Origin of the sequence: Guptibacillus sedimenti, from assembly GCF_028610665.1 — a bacterium.
GTDB classification, from domain to species: Bacteria; Bacillota; Bacilli; order Bacillales; family Guptibacillaceae; genus Guptibacillus; species Guptibacillus sedimenti.
This window is the reverse complement of record NZ_JAQQWV010000001.1, coordinates 926872-948649: the sequence shown is the minus strand read 5'-3', so window position 1 is coordinate 948649 and position 21778 is coordinate 926872. Positions and strand designations below refer to the sequence as shown.

At 40.5% G+C, this 21778-nt stretch carries 14 protein-coding genes and 1 pseudogene; 4 read left to right on the top strand and 11 right to left on the bottom strand.

Annotated features, from left to right (window positions below; genetic code table 11):
• Positions 1–29: 29 nt before the first annotated feature.
• Positions 30–359, top strand: a complete 330-nt coding sequence (locus tag PQ578_RS04575; protein WP_273832391.1) for a winged helix-turn-helix transcriptional regulator — start codon at positions 30–32, stop codon at positions 357–359.
• A gap of 59 nt (positions 360–418) precedes the next feature.
• Here PQ578_RS04575 and rpiA read toward each other — a convergent pair whose 3' ends face one another.
• Complete coding sequence (gene rpiA, locus PQ578_RS04570) at positions 419–1090, bottom strand: ribose 5-phosphate isomerase A (protein ID WP_273832390.1); 672 nt, start codon at positions 1088–1090, stop codon at positions 419–421.
• Between the two features lie 210 nt (positions 1091–1300).
• Here rpiA and PQ578_RS04565 point away from each other — a divergent pair, with 210 nt between their 5' ends.
• Complete coding sequence (locus PQ578_RS04565; protein WP_273832388.1) at positions 1301–1717, top strand: cbb3-type cytochrome c oxidase subunit I; 417 nt, start codon at positions 1301–1303, stop codon at positions 1715–1717.
• Positions 1718–1833: 116 nt separating this feature from the next.
• Here the strand turns inward: PQ578_RS04565 and PQ578_RS04560 are convergent, their stop codons facing one another.
• From PQ578_RS04560 to PQ578_RS04525, 8 genes are all read right to left on the bottom strand, one after another.
• Entirely contained in the window at positions 1834–3333 is a 1500-nt protein-coding gene (locus tag PQ578_RS04560) for a glycoside hydrolase family 32 protein (RefSeq protein WP_273832387.1), read from the bottom strand.
• Positions 3334–3375: 42 nt separating this feature from the next.
• Positions 3376–3972 (bottom strand): YesL family protein, encoded by a 597-nt coding sequence (locus tag PQ578_RS04555; protein WP_273832386.1) that lies wholly within the window; start codon positions 3970–3972, stop codon positions 3376–3378.
• A gap of 36 nt (positions 3973–4008) precedes the next feature.
• Positions 4009–5034 (bottom strand): LacI family DNA-binding transcriptional regulator, encoded by a 1026-nt coding sequence (locus PQ578_RS04550; RefSeq protein ID WP_273832385.1) that lies wholly within the window; start codon positions 5032–5034, stop codon positions 4009–4011.
• A 215-nt stretch (positions 5035–5249) separates the two neighbouring features.
• Positions 5250–11162, bottom strand: a complete 5913-nt coding sequence (locus PQ578_RS04545) for a GH32 C-terminal domain-containing protein (protein ID WP_273832384.1) — start codon at positions 11160–11162, stop codon at positions 5250–5252.
• Positions 11163–11328: 166 nt separating this feature from the next.
• A complete protein-coding gene (locus PQ578_RS04540) occupies positions 11329–13548 on the bottom strand; it encodes a LamG-like jellyroll fold domain-containing protein (protein ID WP_273832383.1) in 2220 nt (739 codons plus the stop codon).
• 70 nt (positions 13549–13618) lie between these two features.
• On the bottom strand, positions 13619–15217 hold the full coding sequence (locus tag PQ578_RS04535; protein ID WP_273832382.1) for an ABC transporter substrate-binding protein: 1599 nt from the start codon (positions 15215–15217) through the stop codon (positions 13619–13621).
• A 98-nt stretch (positions 15218–15315) separates the two neighbouring features.
• Positions 15316–16233, bottom strand: coding sequence for a carbohydrate ABC transporter permease (locus PQ578_RS04530; RefSeq protein ID WP_273832381.1), 918 nt, complete (start codon positions 16231–16233; stop codon positions 15316–15318).
• Positions 16234–16249: 16 nt separating this feature from the next.
• Positions 16250–17206, bottom strand: a complete 957-nt coding sequence (locus tag PQ578_RS04525; RefSeq protein WP_273832380.1) for an ABC transporter permease — start codon at positions 17204–17206, stop codon at positions 16250–16252.
• Positions 17207–17522: 316 nt separating this feature from the next.
• Here PQ578_RS04525 and PQ578_RS04520 point away from each other — a divergent pair.
• Positions 17523–18137 (top strand): annotated as a pseudogene (locus tag PQ578_RS04520) (zinc-binding dehydrogenase); the annotation flags it as partial.
• A gap of 202 nt (positions 18138–18339) precedes the next feature.
• Here the strand turns inward: PQ578_RS04520 and PQ578_RS04515 are convergent.
• Positions 18340–19209 (bottom strand): alpha/beta fold hydrolase, encoded by an 870-nt coding sequence (locus tag PQ578_RS04515; protein ID WP_273832379.1) that lies wholly within the window; start codon positions 19207–19209, stop codon positions 18340–18342.
• Between the two features lie 277 nt (positions 19210–19486).
• Here PQ578_RS04515 and PQ578_RS04510 point away from each other — a divergent pair, with 277 nt between their 5' ends.
• Positions 19487–20896 (top strand): trypsin-like peptidase domain-containing protein, encoded by a 1410-nt coding sequence (locus PQ578_RS04510; protein WP_337958001.1) that lies wholly within the window; start codon positions 19487–19489, stop codon positions 20894–20896.
• Between the two features lie 89 nt (positions 20897–20985).
• Here PQ578_RS04510 and PQ578_RS04505 read toward each other — a convergent pair whose 3' ends face one another.
• On the bottom strand, positions 20986–21573 hold the full coding sequence (locus PQ578_RS04505; protein WP_273832377.1) for a TetR/AcrR family transcriptional regulator: 588 nt from the start codon (positions 21571–21573) through the stop codon (positions 20986–20988).
• Positions 21574–21778: the final 205 nt, after the last annotated feature.

Sequence of the window (21778 nt, the reverse complement as noted above, 5' to 3'; positions counted from 1 at the left end):
CCAAAAGGTAAGAAAGGAGTCGACACAACATGACTTCTCCAGTCGATCAAAACGGAAAATTGAAATGCTCGATTGAATATACGCTAAAGAAAATCGGTGGCAAATGGAAAACGGTCATCTTGTGGCACCTTTGTATGGATGGAAGTTTCCGATACAATGAACTACGTAAGTTACTACCAGGAGTCACGCACAAAGTAATGAGTCAGCAGCTAAAAGAATTAGAAGAAGAAGGCTTCATCGACCGCCAGCAAGAAAATACCGTTCCCCCTAAAGTGGAATATTCGATTACGGAAAAAGGAAAAACATTGATACCGATCTTAGAGCAGATGCATTTGTGGGGGACAGAAAATCAAGAATAATAAATGCCTGCTCCTCCTGATAGCATGGAGTGACAGGCACCTTCTTTCAGTCATCATCATCACTCTCTTTTAGAAATCTCGTGAATTCCTACTTCACTTGCCACTAATGCTTTTGAAACTACCGTCGTAAAGAGTGACACATCAAGTACACCAGGTATTTCTTTCAGCTTTATTTCGAGTTGCCTACCATCCTGACCGGCCTCAAACCACACATCAACTAAAAAGTTTCCATAATCGGTGACTGTATATCCATCCTTCACAGAACTTGAACGCACTTCTGCCTTACCACCCATCTCTCCCGCTTTCTTGTGTACAAATGCGAGTGAATCCTGCAAGATCTCGAGCACGACTGGATGCTTATACGTTAACTCTGGAACAACTTTAGAATCATCAACGAGCAAAATATATTCTTTTGCCATATGAGCAATGAGCTTTTCCTGCGTATGAATGCCTCCTCCGCTCTTCAGTGCATGCAAGTTCTCATCAACCTCATCACAACCATCAAATGCAACATCTACTTCATCAACAGTACTTGTTGGTAACACTTCGAGTCCCTGATTTACGCATAGATGCTTCGTTTTTAGAGATGGCGTTACGACTTTTACATTTAACTTTTCTTCCTTAATAAAGTCAGTTAAATATCCAATTGTACTTCCACCACCAAGACCGATAATGGTTTCATCTGTTATGTATGCTAGCGCTGCTTTGGCACATTTTTGTTTAACGTTCATTTTGACACCTTACCTTTTTTTAATGTTTCACTTCTTGTAAGAAAGTGAGCTTTGGTTCGTTTTATTGTACCAAATGAGAAGGTAAAAAGTTTAGAAGGACAAGGTTATCCAACAAAAGTTGATGAATAAGCTCTTCTTTATACTCGTCATAATTCACCTTCTAGCGAGATATACTTAAACGGGCTATCAAACAAGTATTGGAGGGGTTCAATGAAAATGGGCGTATGGTTTCTTAAATTGGCAGCTCTTTATTTCCTAATTGGAGTGAGCATGGGGTTAGTGATGGAGATCATGGAAGATCACAGTTTGGCAGGTGCTCACGCTCATATAAACCTGTTAGGATGGGTTTCAATGGGCTTGTTTGGTTTTATCTACATTCTATTTCCAAAAGCTAGTCAAACACGTTTAGCAAAACTTCATTTCTGGCTTTATAACGTTTCATTCCCTTTATTTATGCTAGGGCTATCTTTCTTCCTTGCTGGCAATACTTCCTTAACCATTCTTCTCATGATCTTTCCTAACCTCCTTGTCTTAAGTGTCCTTCTGTTCGTTATGAACATGTTTTTAAATGTGAAAGAAGAAGACATTGCTCATTTGATAAAAAAACATGAAAACACGTCACTCTAATTCTATTCAGACGTTTTAGAGGAAGCATAGGTAAAGGCCGGGTTTCCAATTAGAAACTCGGCCTTTACCTATAACGCAGCCTCTTTAAAAGTCTGACTCATCTTTTTGAAACCAAATTATGAATTGGACCACACAGAATTCAATCGATTTACCTCAAGTGAATGAATAAAAACTTCACTGCTACTGTATAACTCAAGACCATTGCTATCTTCTGAAGGAAACACTAAATTCGTCAGAACGGTTTCTCCACCATTCCCAAAAATCTCAATAGAGGAGCGATCAATTAACACGTTCAACTGTAAACGCTTTCCTATAAGACCCATTTTAACTGTCTGCTTACAGGCAAAAGAATCATGAAAAGAAGAGTCTCCTGATTGAGTTCGATCAAAGGTTAGTATTTCTGTTTTAGTATGATATTCAATAACAGTCTCTTCTTTATCAGACTTTAAGACCTTTAAGCCAACTACTTCTGATAAACCTGGATCAAGATCAATCGTTATCGCAAGTGTGTTTCCACGTATACTAGGTAGTAGATTATCTCCTGATTGTACCTTTTGATCTTTAAACAGAGCGAGAGGCTTTTTAATCTTTTCAAGTTCTGCAACAGGCTGCTGGGTAAGTTGGATACCATTCGAAGTGGATTTCAGGGCTAATTCTCTAGGAATAGTCATCGCGCTTCGCCATCCTTTTGTAGGCGTTTCATTCGCATAGCGCCAGTTGCTCATCCATCCAATCAAAATCCTTCTCCCATCATGAGCTGGTAGATCAGACCACGTTACACCTGCGTAGTTATCTCTTCCGTGATCAAGCCAGCGCACATGATCTGGTTGATGATCATTTCGAAACGTTTCGCCATCAAATTCACCAATAAAATATTGCGTTTTTGAACCACTCTCAACATCTGGATTGTCGCCTAGACTAACAAGTAATACCCACTTTTGTTTGGATGGATCGTGATCCACTGGTAGTCTAAATAAATCAGGACATTCCCATACTCCATGATGCGATCCTTCATTCTCTCCATACGTGCTCGCAAACTGCCAATCGATTAAATTGATTGATGTGTAAAGACTAATGGATTGCCCCGATGCAATCACCATAACCCAGCGATTTGTTTCTTTGTGCCAGAAAACTTTAGGATCTCGAAAATCTAGCATTCGAGGTTCTGACAAGACTGGATTGCCTTTATAAAATGTCCAGCTCCTTCCATTATCGCTGCTGTAAGCTAGACTCTGCCGCTGCCTTGGTCTCTCGGATCCAGGATAGGTATCCGCATGAGTGAAGATGGCTACGAGACCGCTTTGCCCATTAAAGAAACCAGTTGTATCATCCCAGTCAACAACCGCACTTCCTGAGAAAATAGCCCCGTTTTGATCAGGCTTTAACGCAATAGGGAGGTGCTCCCAGTGAATGAAATCTTTACTCACCGCATGTCCCCAATGCATCGGTCCCCACACGCTACTATAAGGATGGTATTGATAGAATAAATGATATTCTCCGTTAAAATATACCATCCCATTTGGGTCGTTCATCCAATTTGATTCCGGAGTGAAATGAAACTGAGGTCTATGCTTCTCTGAATAGTTGCTTCGAGGAATCACTTGTTCAACATCCAATATTCAGCACCCTTTCCGTCAACAAAGTTTTTAACGAAACGATTAATTGATTTGTAGTTTACTAATGGCTTTAAGAAACCAATAACTAATAAAGTAAGCTAACACACTTGAGATGAAGAATAGTCCTGCTGGATTATCTAACAAGAAATAGACTGTCCCAAAGGTGACAACACCAATGATGATCGTTGAATAAGGACTTGCTACAACAAGAAAAAATGAATTTCTCACCAGTTCGTGCCACCTTGCTTTCACATGAACCATCATCGGAAATAAGTATATGGTTATAAGAATAAAAATGATACTTAGTAAAACACTCACAATAAAAATCGCAATTTCGACCAGTGAGCCAGTTAGAGATACGATTTGGAAATTAAGGTATAAAGAAAGTCCTACTAAACTCCAAATAAGGGATATGCCAAAGCTTTGTTTGAAATTCTCTCTAAATAACTTAAAAAATGTAATGAAAACACCAGCTTCTCCTTTTTGTAGTTGCCACGTTCTAACAACACCGAACATAGCCGCTGTTGAAGGGAAAATCGTAATGATTGGTACACACATGACCGCCCATATAAAACTGAGAAAGAGAAAATCCACTGCTTTTTCTAGAAACGTAAATACCTTGTATTTATGATCTCCCAACTCACTCTCCTCCCGTCGTATCAATCTACTGTTTTCCTAACATGAACTTCGTATTTCTAAGCTGGACGGCAAGCTCACACAGGAAGATTCTTTCTGCGGATTTTCTAAACGTGCGATCAACAATTCTGCTGCTCTTTCGCCTATCTCATGAATTGGCTGTTTAATAATGGTTAAAGGTGGATTGGTTGCTTCAGTCCATTCGTAGTTATCATAGCCAATGACAGCCATCTGTTCTGGTACTTGAATCTTGCTTTTATTTAACGTTACGACTGAACCTAATGTGAGAATGTTGTTCCCAATCATGACCGCCGTGCATTTGGATTGCTCAAGTAAAAATGCCATCGCATTTTTGCCAGCTTCCAATGAAGCTTCGTCGATCACAATCATTGATTCATCAACCTGAAGATTGTTTTCTAATAACGCATGTTTATATCCTCTAAGCCGTTCATCACTCGTCGTTAGCCCAAGCGGACCGGAAATATATCCGATTCTTTGATGTCCCTTCTGAATCAAATGATTCATCGCCTCATAAGTGCCTTTGAAGTTATCGACAAGCACACAATCACAATCAATCCCCTCTGGCTTTCGATCAATAAATACAATCGGTAACTGATCTTCATATTCCTTCAAATAGCTATGATCTCCAAAGGTTGGTGCCATAATTAACCCATCAATCATTTGGTTTTTAAACATATTGATTTGTTGAATCTCATTTTCAATTTCTTCATTTGAATTACTTAGAATTAACTGATAGCCAATTTCCTTAAGCTTTTTCTCAATGCTGTGCGCAATTGACATAAAGAAAAAACCCGAGGTATCCATTTCTTTAGCAGGAATGATCAAACCGATCGTTTTTGAACTACTGCTTCGAAGACTTCTAGCTACGAAGTTCGGACTGTAGTTAAGATCCCGCATAGCCTGATAGACCTTTTTCTTCGTATTTTCAGAAACATACCTCGTTCCGTTAATCACGTGAGAAACGGTGGCCGTTGAGACACCTGCTTTTTGAGCGACATCTTTCATTTTTGAACGCATATTGCTTCCATCTTTAACGGTGCCCATATCTTTTTCACCTACTTATCAAATTACTTGCTCCTTTAAAGGCTGCGAATCACATGTCGCGTAATCGATTACGTTACTTTTTATAAAAGAAGCTCTTAAAAAGAGCTTAAGTAAACGATTACGTATACTATAGCATTAATTATAGTTATTAAAGTAAGCGCTGTCAATTAACTTTCTGCTTGATCTAAAAAGAGTCTATTTCAATATAATTAATCTCAATTCCCGTTAATAATAGTAGCTTTATCTAACTGATAGATCTCTAAAGATTTCATGCTTATTTCTCCATCAATTGCGTACAGCTCTATCTGATCACTTGTTAGATGTGGAAAGATTTGATCTGAGAATACGACCTGACCATCATTCCCAAAAACTTCAATAGAAGATCGATCAACAAGTAAATGGAGAGTAACTAATCCTTCATAAGGCATCATGACTGCTTCATGCTTCGCAGCAAAAGACTGGCTAAAACTCGTATCACCAGACTTAGAACGATCTAACGATAACGTCGCATTTGTCATGTCGTAACTGACTTCTGTGAATTCATCATGTCCAACCCGAACTTTAAAACCAACTTCTTTTGCTGTTGATTGTTCTGTTTGAAATTCAGCAACTATTTCTAACGTATCTCCTTTTATATCCGATAATAGATTCTCACCCGGTACAACTACCTCATTCGTCCAATAACGTTCTTCCCCTCTCAAACTCTGAAGCTCACTGACAGGAGTTTGAACGAGGCGAACACCTAAATCCGAAATGCGTTTTAAACCTAATTCTTTTGGAACCGTTAGTTTGCTTCGCCATATAGAAGTTGGGATTGCTTGGCCATACTCCCAATTATTCATCCATCCCATCGCAATTCGACGTCCATCTGGTACATGATTAAAAGTTAGCGGAGCATAATAGTCAGCCCCATGATCGGCATATAGTACGGTACTTGCTAGATTGTCATTACGAAAGGTCGTTCCATCAAAATCGCCAATAAAATATTGTACACCTGAACCGCCAGCAGGGGCACCTTTACTAAGACTTACCTGCATCACCCATTTGGTGTTTTGTGGATCACCATCGACAGGTAATGGAAATAGATCTGGCACTTCCCAAACCCCTTCATGTGATCCTTGATTTTCACCAAAGTCGCTCGCAAATGTCCAATCCTTCATGTCTTCCGAATGGTAGATGCGAACAAATTGCTTTTGAAATTGATCTTCCACTGCAAGTAGCATGACCCATTGATTGGATGCTTCATGCCAGAATACTTTCGGATCTCTAAAAACTGAGAATTGGTCGATGTTTGTGAGGACGGGATTTCCAGCATACTTTTGCCACGACCGACCGTTATCATTGCTATAAGCGAGACTTTGACTTTGATTTCCGCCTTTTTCATGCGTAAACATCGCCACCATGGCATCATTCCCAAACCCGGCTGTATTGTCTTCATCCACGACAACGCTACCTGACCATATAAATCCGTTCTCATCTTCTTCTAGCGCAGTCGGTAGTCGTTCCCAATTTACTAAATCTTTACTAACCGCATGCCCCCAATTCATTGGTCCCCATGTGACACCAGTTGGATTATACTGATAAAACACATGGTATTCTCCATCATGATAAACAAGCCCATTGGGATCATTCATCCAATTTTTTTCGGGAGTATAATGAAACTGTGAACGATACTTTTCGTATCGCTCACTTGTTAAAAGATCCTCTTCTGTATTGAACACATGAAAATCATCAACATTGATATGGCCCCATCCGCCCGTAGCCTTGTCCACCACCTTAAGGAATACCTCTTCACCTATATAAGAAGAAGCGTCCCAGTAAACCCGCTTATACTGTTCATTCTCTGTACCGGTCGATTTAAAGAGCTCTTTCCCATCAGCTACATTTACGAGAGAAACATATAAATGATCACTACTTTTCCCTCCGCCAATCAAGAAGTCAATCCACCCACTTCCATAGAGTGTAAAGGGCTCTGATTGCATTTCACCTATTTGAGCATCTCCACCATCTTTGAAGTTCCACATGTGATACGCGTCTTGATGATTGAAACAACAGTCCCACTCCCACTCTTCATCCTGTGTGACATCCCGGTCACTAAAGGCCTTCCCGGTAACCTTCCATCCGCTCAAGTCTCCCGTCTCAAAATTGGGGTTCGCTATCGTTACGTTATTCGGAGGCTTCAAAGGCGCATTCACATCGTCAATACTAATGTGCCCCCAAGAACCTTTGGAACGATCAACAACTTTAAGATAAACTTGCTCTCCAATGTAGTCAGAAGCATCCCACTTAACTCGTGTATAACCTTCCTGGTTTCCACCACTTATTTTCATTAACTCTTTCCCATCTGAACTTCTTACTAGCGCAACGTAGAGGTTATAAATATCGTTTCCACCAGAAACGAGGAAATCGATTTGTCCATTTCCTCCAAGCGTGAATTTCTGTGAACGTATCGTTCCAGTTTCGACATCATCACCGTTATGAACACTGTATAGATGAAAAGCTCCGTTTTGATTAAATGGACCTCCCCACCCCCAATCATCAGCAGACGTGACATCAAGATCGCTAAAGGCATCGCCTTCCATGACAGTCCAACCCGTTAAGTTACCAGCTTCAAAATCATGATTCACTAACTCATCATGAGGAGGCTCTTCAACAACGGTAATCGCACTCGTTGCCGTATGACCTCCGTCCCTTGTTTCGGCTTTAATCGTAGCAGCACCTTCAGAATGAGCCGTTACTTTTCCATTCACCACAGTCGCAACGCTTGAATTGCTTGAAGTCCAGATCACCTCTTTATTTGTTGCTTGAGCTGGCTTCACTTCAGGTGTTAGTTGTTCTGTATCTCCAGCAATTAATTCTAGCGAATCTGGATTGAGTGACACCCCAGTAGCGTTCACCTTTTCGTACGCAGAGTTCATCTCCCAAACCTGTAATGATTTTACGGTGACGGATTCACTTTGCTCATTCGCCCAGAGCTGCACACCTTTCGCATCGTCTCTTGTCGGATAGGCTCTTGTGGTTAACCCTTTTTGTTCATTTAAATAGGCGTTGATTTCAGAACGATCCACATACACATGCAGATTGATCGTCTCCGAATCAGTATCTACCTCTCCACCCTGGTACCATTTTTCCACATCGGGATCGAGACTTGATTTCGTTCGGTTCACCCAAAATTCCTTGCTACTTTCTTTGTAATACACAATGGTTTCTTCTTCACCATTCGGTGAACGTCTTAAGCTAATTCCCGCTTCATTAGCAGATCCATTGTCTAGTTCTAACTGGATCTCAAGCATGTCTCCTTCTATGTTGGAAAGAAGTTGATTCACTTCTTCCATGGACGTATCCGATGTCAGATTAATAAGCTCTTCGCCTCGTAATTCGTTCAACTCTTGGATCGGCTTCATCCCTAACTTTCCGTCATCTCGATAAAAAACCTCTGTCGGCAAACCATAATTATGAGCATATCCCGCATCATAATCGTCGTTTGCTGGACGCCTGCCCTGCGTAATACTATGAATAACAGTTCTTCCATCAGGCGTTACCATTCCAGCTGGTCCAGTAAAATGGTCTCCAACATCGAGTAATTGTGGGGTTTTATTATCTGGAGTGAACTTGGCGGTATCCGGATTCCACGTTCCAATCCAATAGTACGTATACCTCGACTGATACTCCTCCCTTTGCATTTTGGCAGGGTTGATCAAGAAAATATGTTTTCCGCTATCTCCTAATGGCAGCAAAATCGGCAGCTCCCAAACGCGTCCTGTTTCTGGATAGGTTCCATAATCTCCAACGAATAAGTCTCCTTCGAAGGTCCAATCTTCAAAACTGGCATCCTTTGTAGAATACACTAGAGCGGTACCTCCAACGGCTTTGCCATCAGATCCTTCTTTACCAGAAGTCACTAGCATGTACCAAGTATCACCATCTTTAAAAACGTAAGGATCTCGAAATTCACCCTTGATCCCCTGTCCTTCTTCTTGATCTAGAATCACTTCTGAATTCTTTTCCCAACGGTTAAGATCGTTATCCCCATCCTGCAAAAAAGTACTTCTTGCTAAATTAATGCGCTGATTAGGCTGATCACGATCATCACCCGCTGTGTAAAAGATGACAGGCACACCGTTATCATCGACAACAGCACCACCCGCCCACGCCCCCTCGGGATCAACATCATATCGCCCAGGGATAACGGCATCGTCAACATCTCTCCAATGAACCATATCATCACTTACAAGATGCCCCCAGCGAATATGATTCCAGTATGGTCCTCTAGGATTACTCTGATAGAACACATGATATTGACCATTAAAATAAATAGGACCTCCTGGTTCATTTCCCCAATGATTTGGTGGAGACATATGAAACTGCGGGCGGTGTTGATCATCCGCTAAAAGACTTCGATCGGTTTTTACATCAGCGGTTGGTAGATTACCATTTAAAGCGCTTACATAAGATTCGTAGGAATCTTTCATATTCCCAGCACCCAAGGCCTGATTGTAGATTTTCACTTCATCCATAAGCCCACTAAACATATTTAAATCAAAGCCATACAACCACATGCCATCATTGTTCTTTCCAATTAACAAATCTCTTGCACTCGGTTTAATCGTAGCTCCTGCATCAAATTTTCGTGATGTTACCTTTTCACCATTCTGGTAGAGAACTGCTTCACCAGTTGTGCTATCGTACGTTGCGACGACGTATGACCACTCATTTAAAGGGAGTAGTGTATTTGACATCACTTCATGCCACTCGTCTCCAGTACCAAACTGTAACCCCCACGTACCGTGGCGAAAATTCCCGAGTATGAATCCTTCTTTCTTCTCCCGGTTATGCTGATTCACAATTGCAGATAAGCGACCTTCGTCTCCATGTTCAAAATTTCTTGGCGCTACCCAGGCTTCAACCGTTATAGCTTCTTTAGGCGCAGGTAGTTTCGTAGGGCTCTGTTTAATCCAGGTAGAGTACCCATCAAATAAGAGGGCACCGTTTGAAATGCCGTCCTTCCATAGTGGATCATGCGCTTCCTGAAAAACGCCCTTACTAAGATGGTAATCAATTAAATTGGTTTCACCTGTTACTTCCTCTACAGTATCCTGACCAGTACCTTCATCTAAACTCCAGTGAGCCATTACCCCATTAGTGAAAGGAGAACTGGTTGTTCGAAAGTCATCAACATTGATATGTCCAAACGCTCCTTTAGCATTATCGACGATTTTAATAACCACTTCTTCATCAACGTATTCTGAAACATCCCAATAAACGCGCTGGTACTTTTCTGTATCACGCCCGGTTTCTTTTCGTAATTCTTTTCCATCAGACGTTCTTACGAGAGCAACATATAGATTGTCCTCGTCATTCCCTCCTCCAATAAGAAAATCGATTCCGCCATTTTGATTGATCGTAAATGGCTCTGAGTGCAATTCGCCTACTTGATCGTCTCCACCATCGTTAAAATTCCATAAATGGTAGCGTCCTTCATGCAAAAATTCATCGCCTTCACTCCACTCTTTTTCATGAACAAGGCTCTCTGGGCCAAACGCATCTCCGCTGACAATTTCCCATCCCCTTATTTCATATGGAGTTAGCGCCGTATATTCGAAATCATGATTATAAATAGAAGGCTCTACATGGTCATGTAAGGAAGGGGTCGCAGGAACATTCACATCATCAATATTGATATGCCCCGTCGTCGTTGAATCAACAATTTTTATCCTAACTACTGTGCCGATATGAGCGGAGGCATCCCAACTCTTCTTGGAATATGTATCTGTTCCAGTCCCTGTTTCCTTCATTAATTCTACTCCGTCTGATTCTCTAACGAGAGAGATCGATAAGTGATCCGCATCTGAATCTCCCCCAGTTAGAAAGTCAATCTGACCATCTCCTCCAAGAGTAAAGGTTTCAGACTGCATGACCCCAACTTTTGAATCGTCCCCTCTCCCTCCCCAGATATGCCAGAAGTTCTTTTGATTAAAAGTTTGTTTATCCCAATAGCTAGATTCATCTGTTACATCTTTCTCATTGAACGCGTTACCACTTACAATTTTCCAACCAGACAAATCCCCTGTTTCGAAACTTGGGTTTGCAATAGTCGTTTGGGCATGAACAGGTTTCGAAATACTCATTGGCAACAAGCTACTTATGACGAATAAGACAGTCAGAGAAACCATTTTCAAGCTACAGCGATTGAGCATGAGTTTATAAAGCTCCCTTCAAAATAAGTGACTTATCCATTCGGGCAACTTGGGTTATTAGTTATTAGTTATTAGTTATTAGCACGAGCACAGAACATTAAAACCCAGGCTTCATCTCCCAAACTTCCATCGACTTCACTGTTACCGAATCATTCGCCCATATTTCTAATCCTAATGCTTCGATATCAGGGTATACTCTCGTCGTTATACTTTTTAACTCATTGGCATAACACTCGACGATCGAACAGTCGACGTAAATATGGAGCTTTAACTGCTCTCCATTTAGTAGAAGCTTTCCACCTTGAGCTTGGGCAGGGCTTGAATCATTTGTTTTCTTTATAACATTCAACGTCTCTTCTCGACTGTTATAAGAAAGGAGCGTTTCGACATTCCCACAATCAGACTTTAAAACCTTTACACCATATTCACGCGCAACGTCACCTTGAAATTCAACACAGATCTCAAGCATATTTCCTTTCACATGAGCTAAGATATCATTAGTCTCTTCAACGGATTGATCTTTTAACGAAACGAGTTTTTTCTGGCGTAACGTTATTAATTCTTCGATCGGCTTAACACCTAATCTTCCATCGTCTCGTAACCAAAGTTGTACAGGAAGTCCCCCATTATGTGCCCATCCTGCTCCATATTCATCTTTAAGCGAACGCCTTCCTTGAGCAATCGTAAACAAAAGCAAGCGCCCCGTTTTGGGATCAACCATGGCACTTGGTCCTGTAAAATGAAAATCCCCTACATCAATGAGCTGCGGTTCTTTCTGATCTGGTATAAAGCGATAACGCTGTTTATCCCATGTCCCAATCCAATAAAACACTTCTACATCAGCATTTCTTCCAACAGGACTAATGATAAATAGATGCTTTCCCTTGCCAAGCGGAAGTAAAATCGGCAGTTCCCACACTTCACCTAAGAAGGGAAACTCCTGATCTTTATCATCGTAGAGAAGACCTTTGCATTCCCAATCAACTAAATTATCAGAAGTGAAAAGAATCGCAGCACCACTTACACCTTCTAATCCAGTGCCGACAATTTGGTACCAGATCCCATCTTCTTTCCATACAAAAGGATCTCGAAACCCATCATGATGCAGACCCATATGATTAGGCTGAACCGTTACGGGTACGGGATGTTTTTTCCATTTCTTTAAATCGATATCTTGATTTTCTCTATACGTACTTCTCGCTAATCCTGTCATTTGATTGGGCTTCATTGATGAATTACCTGCTGTAAAAAACAAAACGGGTAATCCCTCTTCATCGTAAGCGGCATTTCCTGACCAAATGCCGTCTGGAGCTAACTCATCTGCTTCCGTTTCAATGGCAATAGGTAAGTCGCGCCAATGCACGAGATCATCACTCACCCAGTGTCCCCACTGAATGTTGCCCCAATAAGGCCCCTGTGGATTATGCTGATAAAACAAATGGTACTTCCCTTTGAAATAAAGAGGCGCATGCGGCTCATTCATCCAATGACCAGGTGGTGTTAAATGAAATTTTGGTCGGTGCGGGTCACGATCATAAACGCTTCTGTCCATCGCAATATCCTGATAAGGTAAGGGCGGAATCTCTCCTTTATAAGGTAAAAGGTGATCTGTAAAACTCTTTGTTATTTCTCCTTCACTTAGGACTCGATTATAGATTTTAATATCATCTAGTAAACCACTAAACATGTTTAACGAAAACACGTTTTCAATCGTCAGCCCATCGTTACTTTTACCGATCAAAAGCGCCTCATGACTAGCAGCCATCGACACGTTTTGACCGATTGTTTTCTCGGCAACTTTTTCACCATTTAAATACAATGTGATCTGTCCTTCTTGACCGTTAAAACTTGCGGCTAAATGCGACCACTTTAACTTCGGTATCGGAAAATTTTCAGCCCACACTTCGACCCATTCACCATCTACACCAATTTGCAATGCCCACTTCCCATGCCTATGAATACCTAGAATAAACCCTTCATTCATTCCTCGATTATGTTGATTCACAATACCCGTCAGTCGCTCATCTTCTATTCCACCAAATGAACGTGGAGCTAACCAAGCTTCAATGGTAAACGCTTGATCGATTGAACGAATGCCTTCTTTTCGTTCAATCCAAGTTGAATAACCATCAAATACAAGAGCGTGTCCATTTAATCCGATACGCCACTGCGGTTCATCAGCATGCCAAGTGGACCGCCGCTCATTAAATACATAGTGAATCACATCTTGATTAGGCCCGTCATGGACAATACTTCCACTGCCCTCTGTGAATGCCCAATGCGCTAACAATGATTTTTCCAACTTCATATTCCCCATCAACCACACTCCCAATTTGTAAAGAAAGTTAGAACACGAGTGTTCTAACTTTCTTTACTGTGCCTATTTTCTATTGGTTCTCTTTAAAACGATCTAAACCTTCCTGGTAGATTTCCATTAAGCGACTTAGCCCCATATCTTCTAGCTGCTTCTTGTAGCTATCCCACTCTTCGTTTACGCCGCCTTCCATTAACCACTGAGCTTTCTTCTGATTCGTAAATTCTTTAATGTCTACTTCTAGACGGTTAATTTCATCTAGTTCATCAGGACTAAAGAAAATTTGCGGGTAATTCTCATCTTCAAGATAAGGCGCATAGATCGAATTCAAATCTTCCAAACGCTGTTTTGCACGAGGTTCCATTTCAACTGTTTCTTCAAAGTCTTCCTTCAAGATCGCTACCGGTCCATTTGGTGCAACTTTTTGTCTTAGTTCACCCATTACGACGTCGTCAGGCTGTTCTTTTAAGACGAGTTTCCCATCTTTTTCTTCAAAAATAGTGCCAATTGGTCCCCAGTTAATTTGAGCTGACATCTTTGTTTCATATAACTGATCAACCCAACGCATTGTAATTTCTGGATTTGCATTTGCCGAAGTGATCGCAAACTCGCCACGAGAGTAATCTGAATAGTTGGAGCGACCAACAACTTTATCTCCATTCGGGCCCTCGAGCGGTGGTAAGAGAACGTAATCATCTTTCAATTCTGGTCCGACTACTTCTTCCGATTCCCACCAAATATAAGAGCCGTATTTTTCGTTCTTTCCTTTAGCGAAGTACTGAGAGACATCTTGAGTAAATGATTCTTTATCAATCAAGCCTTCTTCCATCCACTGATGATAATAGTCAATGGCTTCTTTATACTCCGGTTGAACAGCTGTATAGATCACTTCTCCATCTCTTACAATGCGATGATCGACGTTATCTGGCATATTAAATGCTGCAAACATATCGCCGAAGTTTCCAGTCCAGAAGTTGAACATGAAACTTAACGGAACTTCATCTTGTTTACCATTTCCATTAGGATCTTTTTCTTTAAAGGCTACAAGAACATCATGATACTCATCAAGCGTCGTTGGCATTTCTAAGCCGAGCTCATCTAACCAAGTTTTATTAATGGACATAAAGTTTGGTACAGCTCCAAGTCCAGCTTCTTCAGCACGAGGTAGCGTATAAATATGTCCATCAGGAGCGGTTACCATGCTCTTTAGTTCAGGGCGTTTCTCAAACAATTTTTGAATGTTAGGTGCATGCTCTTCAATTAAATCTTCAAGAGGAATTAGCGTGCCGTTTTGCCCATACTTCACAATGTCAAGGTCTGTAAATTTAGCCGAATAAAACGCATCGGGCAAGTCACCACTTGCAAGCATCAAGTTTTTCTTTTCTTCATAACCGTCATCCGGTATGTTACTCCATTCAATTTTCACATTCGTCTCATCTTCTAACGTATTGAAAATTTCCATCTCGTCGTATTTTGGGGCAAGTGGTGCTTTTGGTGATACAAATTCCAGGGTAACTTGATCATCAACAATTGGAAGTCCTTCTTTATTAAACTCAGCAGATTCGGCCTTCCCATCAGAACTACTATCTTTCGAAGAACAAGCACTTAATACAAGAATGAAACAGAGCATCAAACATATGAACGGAAAAGCCCAACTTTTTCGTTTACCCATCTCTAAATTCCCCCCGAATGGTTTTAATTTACGGCAAGCTACTTCGGTAAAGCAATATGACTAGCGATCCACCTCCTATTAATGAAGTAAAACAACGGCTACCCTTTAATACTTCCAATTAAAGCTCCTTTCACAAAGTACTTTTGGATGAAAGGATAGAGTACGAGCAGCGGAATTGCCGCAACAATAATGACACCATATTTAATTAAATCAGCAATTCTTTGCTGAGCAGCAAACGATTCTACATCGCCAACCATACTGGCAGAAGCTTCATTTTGAATCAGGATTGATCTTAGAATTAGCTGTAACGGATATTTATCTTCATTATTTAAATAAATCAAAGCATCAAAGAACGAGTTCCAATGTGTCACGGCATAAAACAATACCATGACAGCAATTATAGGTTTTGATAGCGGCAACACGATCTTTAAGAAGAATTTTGTATTTGAGCACCCATCCATTTTGGCTGATTCTAACAGCTCATCTGGAATTGTTGATTGAAAGAATGTTCGTGCCACAATCAGGTTCCAAACCGCAACCGCCTTTGGAATAATGAGGGCCCACATCGTATCCACCATACCAAGGTTTTTAACAACTAAATAAGTAGGGATTAATCCCCCTGAGAAAAACATGGTAAAGACAAAGAGGATCATGAAGAAATTTCTACCGACTAAATCTTTTCTTGAGAGCGCATAAGCTGCCATGAGTGTTAACGTAACATTCACTAATGTTCCAACGACGGTGTACAACACCGTATTTTTGTAACCTGTCCAGATCCGGTTATCCTGGAAAATTCGTTCATATCCTTCAAACGTAATCCCCTGTGGCCAAAACCATACATCGCCATTGTAGACGCTATCCGGGTTACTAATTGAAGCAATGATAATAAAATACAGCGGGTATAACACAACGAGTGATAGCGTTGTAAGAAAGAGGAGATTAATCAGATCAAATATCTTATCCTCTTTCGATTTCCTAGACCATATTTTCGATCGATTCATCACATATTGAGTCATTGCTTCTTACTCCCCCTTACCATAAGCCTGAACCAGATAATTTCTTGGCAGCTCGATTTACTGCCCATAACAAGATAAAGTTAATGACTGCATTAAACAATCCAACCGCTGCAGCAAAACTGTACTGAGCACCCTGCAAACCGACTTTATACACATAAGTTGGAATAATTTCACCTGCTGAAACGTTTAACGGCGTTTGCATTAAATACGCTTTCTCGAATCCAATGTTCATGAGATTTCCTACTGAGAGCACTAATAAAATCATCGCCGTAGGTAAGATCGCTGGAATATCAACATGAAGAATTCGCTGCCACTTACTAGCGCCATCCATAATCGCGGCTTCATGAACTTCCGGACTAACACCAGCTAATGCGGCAAGATAAATAATCGCTGCCCAACCTGTTTCTTGCCATAAGCCTGAAGAAATGTAGAGTGGTTTAAACCAACCTGCCTGAGACATAAAGTGAACCGGTTCGGCGCCAAAGATCATAAGAAAATTGTTAATGAGACCATTCGGTGAGAAAAACACGTAAACCATACCTACTAGAACAACAACTGAGATAAAGTGAGGCGCATAAATGACGGTTTGTACAAATTTTTTGTAACGTTGATTTCGTAACTGATTTAAGAGAAGCGCAATCATGATCGGCAATGGAAATCCAAATAACAACTGCAACACACTAAGCTCGAGTGTATTCTCTAACAAAGTCCAGAACTGAAAGGAATTAAAAAAGCGTTCGAAGTGTTCAAAACCAACCCAGGGGCTTCCTGATACCCCTAATGTGGGCATGTAATCTTGAAATGCAATGAGGACGCCATACATCGGAACGTAGTGAAAGACAATGAAGTAAATTAGCGTAGGAAGTAAAAATAAGTACAATTCATAGTTATGTAAAACCTTTTTCCAGGAGCTGTTGACCTTTGGGACACTACGGATATTTCTTCTAGGTAACGCTCTAAGTTTCGTCTCCATAATCTCTCCTCACCTATAATTAATCGTTTACGTAATCGATTACTTTTTGCGATAAAAAAAATGAATTCCCTGTGGATGATTCATCATATCAGCCTATGATCATGAATTAAAGAATTCATTTAATCGTTTACGTAGATGCTTTGATTGGTTTTATTGTAAGCGGTTTCTTATTGCGTGTCAACTGATTTTTAGAAAATTGAAAACGAATGTTTCGCAATTTTAGCCAGAATAAACAACAGGAGTAATTAGGTACATCACACTCCAACAATTCTACTCTAGTATCTTTTCTATTTATTAGCTGAACCTAATTAATTTATTAGGTTACTCCAAAAAGTTTGGTAACTATCCAGGTGGACAAGCTCAGTACCTAAGAACTCCATTCGGAAACTATACGCCTTTCCTTATTCCGTAAGATAGTGAATTAGAAGAAGAGCAGTTACTCTTCTTATCAGACGTTCTTCCAACTGCCTATTCGAGTGTCGAGCATGCGGGCGTAAAAAAAGGAGATACTGTCATCGTACTAGGATATGGACCTGTTGGACTGATGGCGCAACAATTTGCCTGGCTAAAAGGGGCTGAACGTGTAATCGCGGTCGATTACCTTACGTACGGGTTAAATCATTCTAAAAAAAACGAATCGGACCGAGATTTTTGATTTCACACAATATGATGACATGGGAGAAACATTAAATGAAATCACAAAAGGTGGGGCCGACGTTGTAATTGATTGCGTTGGGATAGATGGAAAGAAATCTCCTATTGAATACGTGGAACAAAAGTTAAAGTTCCAAGGAGGAACCCTTGGAGCAATCCAAATCGCAACAAAGGCGGTAAGAAAATGCGGAACTGTTCAAATCACGGGTGTATACGGTGGCTTATATAACAAGTTTCTATTAGGTTCGTTTTTTCTAGGAACGTTATTTTAAAAATGGTTTGTGATCGTTAGTTTACTCTCCTTCGTATGGAATCATTGAACTCACTAACTTTTACCACTTACTAGAATGTAGCAAACAGAATGATGACGAATCTTATTAAGGAAATAATGAAATAGCACAAATTGAAACGTACTCTCCACTTTTTCATTAATAAATTTTCAAAAAGCTGCCCCCATTAATCAGGGACAGCCTGCTTCATCATTTCTTTTCTTCTAAAAAGTTACGCATATACCGGTTTACCACGTGCGGTTTCTCATGATGAGGGGCATGACTGACCCCTTCCATTCGGTGAATCGTAAGGTCACGAACGTAGTCTTCTACCCCGTCCAGGTTACTGTTTTCAAAAGCCGGATCAGCATCGCCCCAAATGATTAGCGTTGGTGATTCAAACATTTGATACGCAAGTTCCAGCGGTTTTTGAACGTGCTCTTCAAATGGATAGAAGGAAACTGCCCGGTAATAGTGAAGCATAGACTTCATCGCATCCGGCTGCATCCACGCCTCTATGTACTTCTCTTCATCCTCTTCCGTTAAATACCCTTTTTTCTTTCCAGGAATCGTCATCATGTTTCTTAATCGTTCTGCGTTATTCTCAAGCAGTGCTTCATGAGAATCTGGTCGCTGGAAGTATCCCATATAACTACTCGCTTCTCGCTGTCCTGGATTCTCTTCTAGCTCCCGTCTAAATGTATACGGGTGAGGCGCATCAAACATAATTAACTTCTTCACGTATTCAGGTGCAGTATAAGCTAACGTCCACGCCACCGCTCCGCCCCAGTCATGAGCAACTAAAACACAGTCTTTCTCCCCAAACGCTTCAATCAGCTGTTTTACATCTTCAACGAGAATGGACATTTCATATGAAGAAATCCCTTCAGGCTTGTCAGAAACGTTGTACCCTCTCATATCAACAGCAACAACACGATAATCCTTTGAAAACTCTTCCATCTGATGATGCCAGTTGTACCAGAAATAAGGGAAACCATGGAGAAACAGCATCAGTTCCCCTTCTCCTTCTGAAACGTAATGAAGGTTCACATCATTCACTTTTACAAAGCCTTCGTTCATCATTTCATCCACCCTTTCTTATATAGACTGTTAACATCGAGACACTTTACTCCTCTTCTATTTCTTCTGCAATGAAGAGCTCTCGTTTTCTGGATAAATAGGAAATATAACCTAATAGTTGATGGAATAAAAATGTAATGAAATTCCTACTAAACAGCGAAAGTACTAATTAGAAGGATCACCCATTCTCTTTCGTTGACGCTACATTTCTTCCTATATATTCTATTTTGAAACCCCTCTCAAGCTTTAAGTTGAGGTATAATAATCAACAAAGAATATGAAGGAGGAGAGGGTTATGTTTTGTCCAAAGTGCGGGACGAAAAACATAGAAAATGCTCGGTTTTGCAGCCAGTGTGGTCACTCGTATGCGAGGGATCAGCAGAGGAGTCGATTGTGGTTGACCGGTATCATCCTTACCTTTTTATTAATAAGCGGTGTCTTTATTTACGCTTTCGTTCTCGATAAAGAACGAAATAGCGAAACAACAGTAGAAGAGACGATTCAAACGCCAATCGAAAAAATCTCTGACTCTACGAAATTACAAGAAGAACCAGAAGATGCAGCTCAAAAAGAAGCGAATGCAAATTCATCACAAAGTGTTCCTAAGGAAGAAAGCACGAAAGAACAGAAACCCCCTTCCCCTCAAACCTCCACAGAAAAAGATAAGAAAGAAATCATACGTGAAGCACAAACTAAAGTGTATACCATTTTAACCGATGATAGTCTTGGATCTGGATTCTTATTTCAGGATAATGGAGCAGTTGTGACCAATGCACATGTGGTAGCAGGCTATATTGATGTCATCTTGCGCGACCAGGATGGCCGAGAAATGAATGGCAAGGTGATCGGCATCTCAAATCAGTATGATGTCGCTCTCATTGAAGTCCAGAATCTAAAAGGTACTTCTCCTTTGGAGATGGAAATGAAAGAATCTGAAGTTGGAACCGAAGTCATCGCACTTGGAAGCCCTCGAGGATTAGAAAATACAGCATCGATCGGCTACCTTACGGGGCTAGACCGTTCATTTGAATCCGAGTTTCAATACGAAAACGTCTATCAAATCGATGCTCAAGTTTCACCAGGAAGCAGCGGCGGACCATTGTTAGATGGAAAGACAGGAAAAGTGATCGGCATTAACTCCGCCCTGTTAACGAGCGATGAATCGATTGCCTTCTCCATCCCAATGTACACAATGACGGAATTATTAACGAACTGGTCACAATCTCCAATGGATGAAACTGAAGTTTCCAGTACCTTTAACTTCTACAATGAGACTTCAGCGTATGATGAAGATGCAGAAGAGGAAGAAGAAACTTATCATGTTCCATATGATGAAGCAAGTCTTGCTAACTTTATTATTAATTTCAGAGGAAACTATGAAACGGCATTGCGAAATGAAGACTTTGGTTATATTGAAGACCAGCTTCTGTATGACAGTCAGGCCTATTATGAAATGGCTAACTACCTAGACGAGATAAGCGGTCAGGGCATGGTCTTTCAATTCACGTTAAATGATGTAACCAATATTGACATGCAGACCGATCAAGCGATCGTTAGCACCTATGAGGTTTTTGATTTCATGAATGCGTCTGGGGAATGGAGCGTGTATGAGCGAACCAAAGACTATTATGTTGTGACAGATGAATATGGGGATTATAAGATTAAGCACATTGAGATTTATCAGTAGCATTGAAATTATTATTAAGTTCAGTGAAACCGGTCTAATCAAAAGGGTTAGACCGGTTTCAACATTGATACTATATCCGCCCTTTATATTTATCCCCTTTGTATCCCTCTCCAGAAAATACGCCAGGCATTTTGGAGCCGCTCTTCATGCTCCACTTCAGAATAATAAAAGAGCTGTTCAAATGTGCCATCAAGTAGGCATATATAAGCATCGATTACCTCATTAGAATCGGCTTGAATATCTCCCCTTCTTTTCCCCTCTTTCACTACACCTAATAATACGTTCGTTAACGCTTCTTCTGATTGAATAAACTGTTCATTAAATGTGTCTTTCAGTACTAGAGGTGGAAAAAGCATGAATCTCTTAAATAGAAGACCAAGATCTTCATTTTCAAGATACGTTGTATGGTCTTTTAACAAACTATATAACTGTCTTTCTGTTGTCATGTCACGATACTGTTTGACTTGCAGTTCTAGAAAGTCCCGATAATCTCGATTGACTTTTTGAAGAATAGAGAAAAAAAGGTCTTCTTTACTCGCAAAATGAGCGTATAAAGAGGGTTTTTTAATTCCAACGCATTTCGCAATTTTGCTTAAAGATGTCCCTTCAAAACCTTTTCTCGCAAATAACGGGAGAGCTGCTCGTTCGATCCGTTCACTCATCGGTAGCTTGGACATCCTGGTCACTCCTAACATATTTCAGGCTTGAAAGTTCCTCTACTCCATTACAAACTTGGGTCTTCCCCATATAGAATCTGTTAATATCCATTATCTATTAACCTTAAAAGCCACGAAAATATAATCTTCACTAACTCATGATTTATTTTATTAAATATTTTCTTAACGTTTCCAACAATCTTAAATGCTATCATTTACGCTTAGA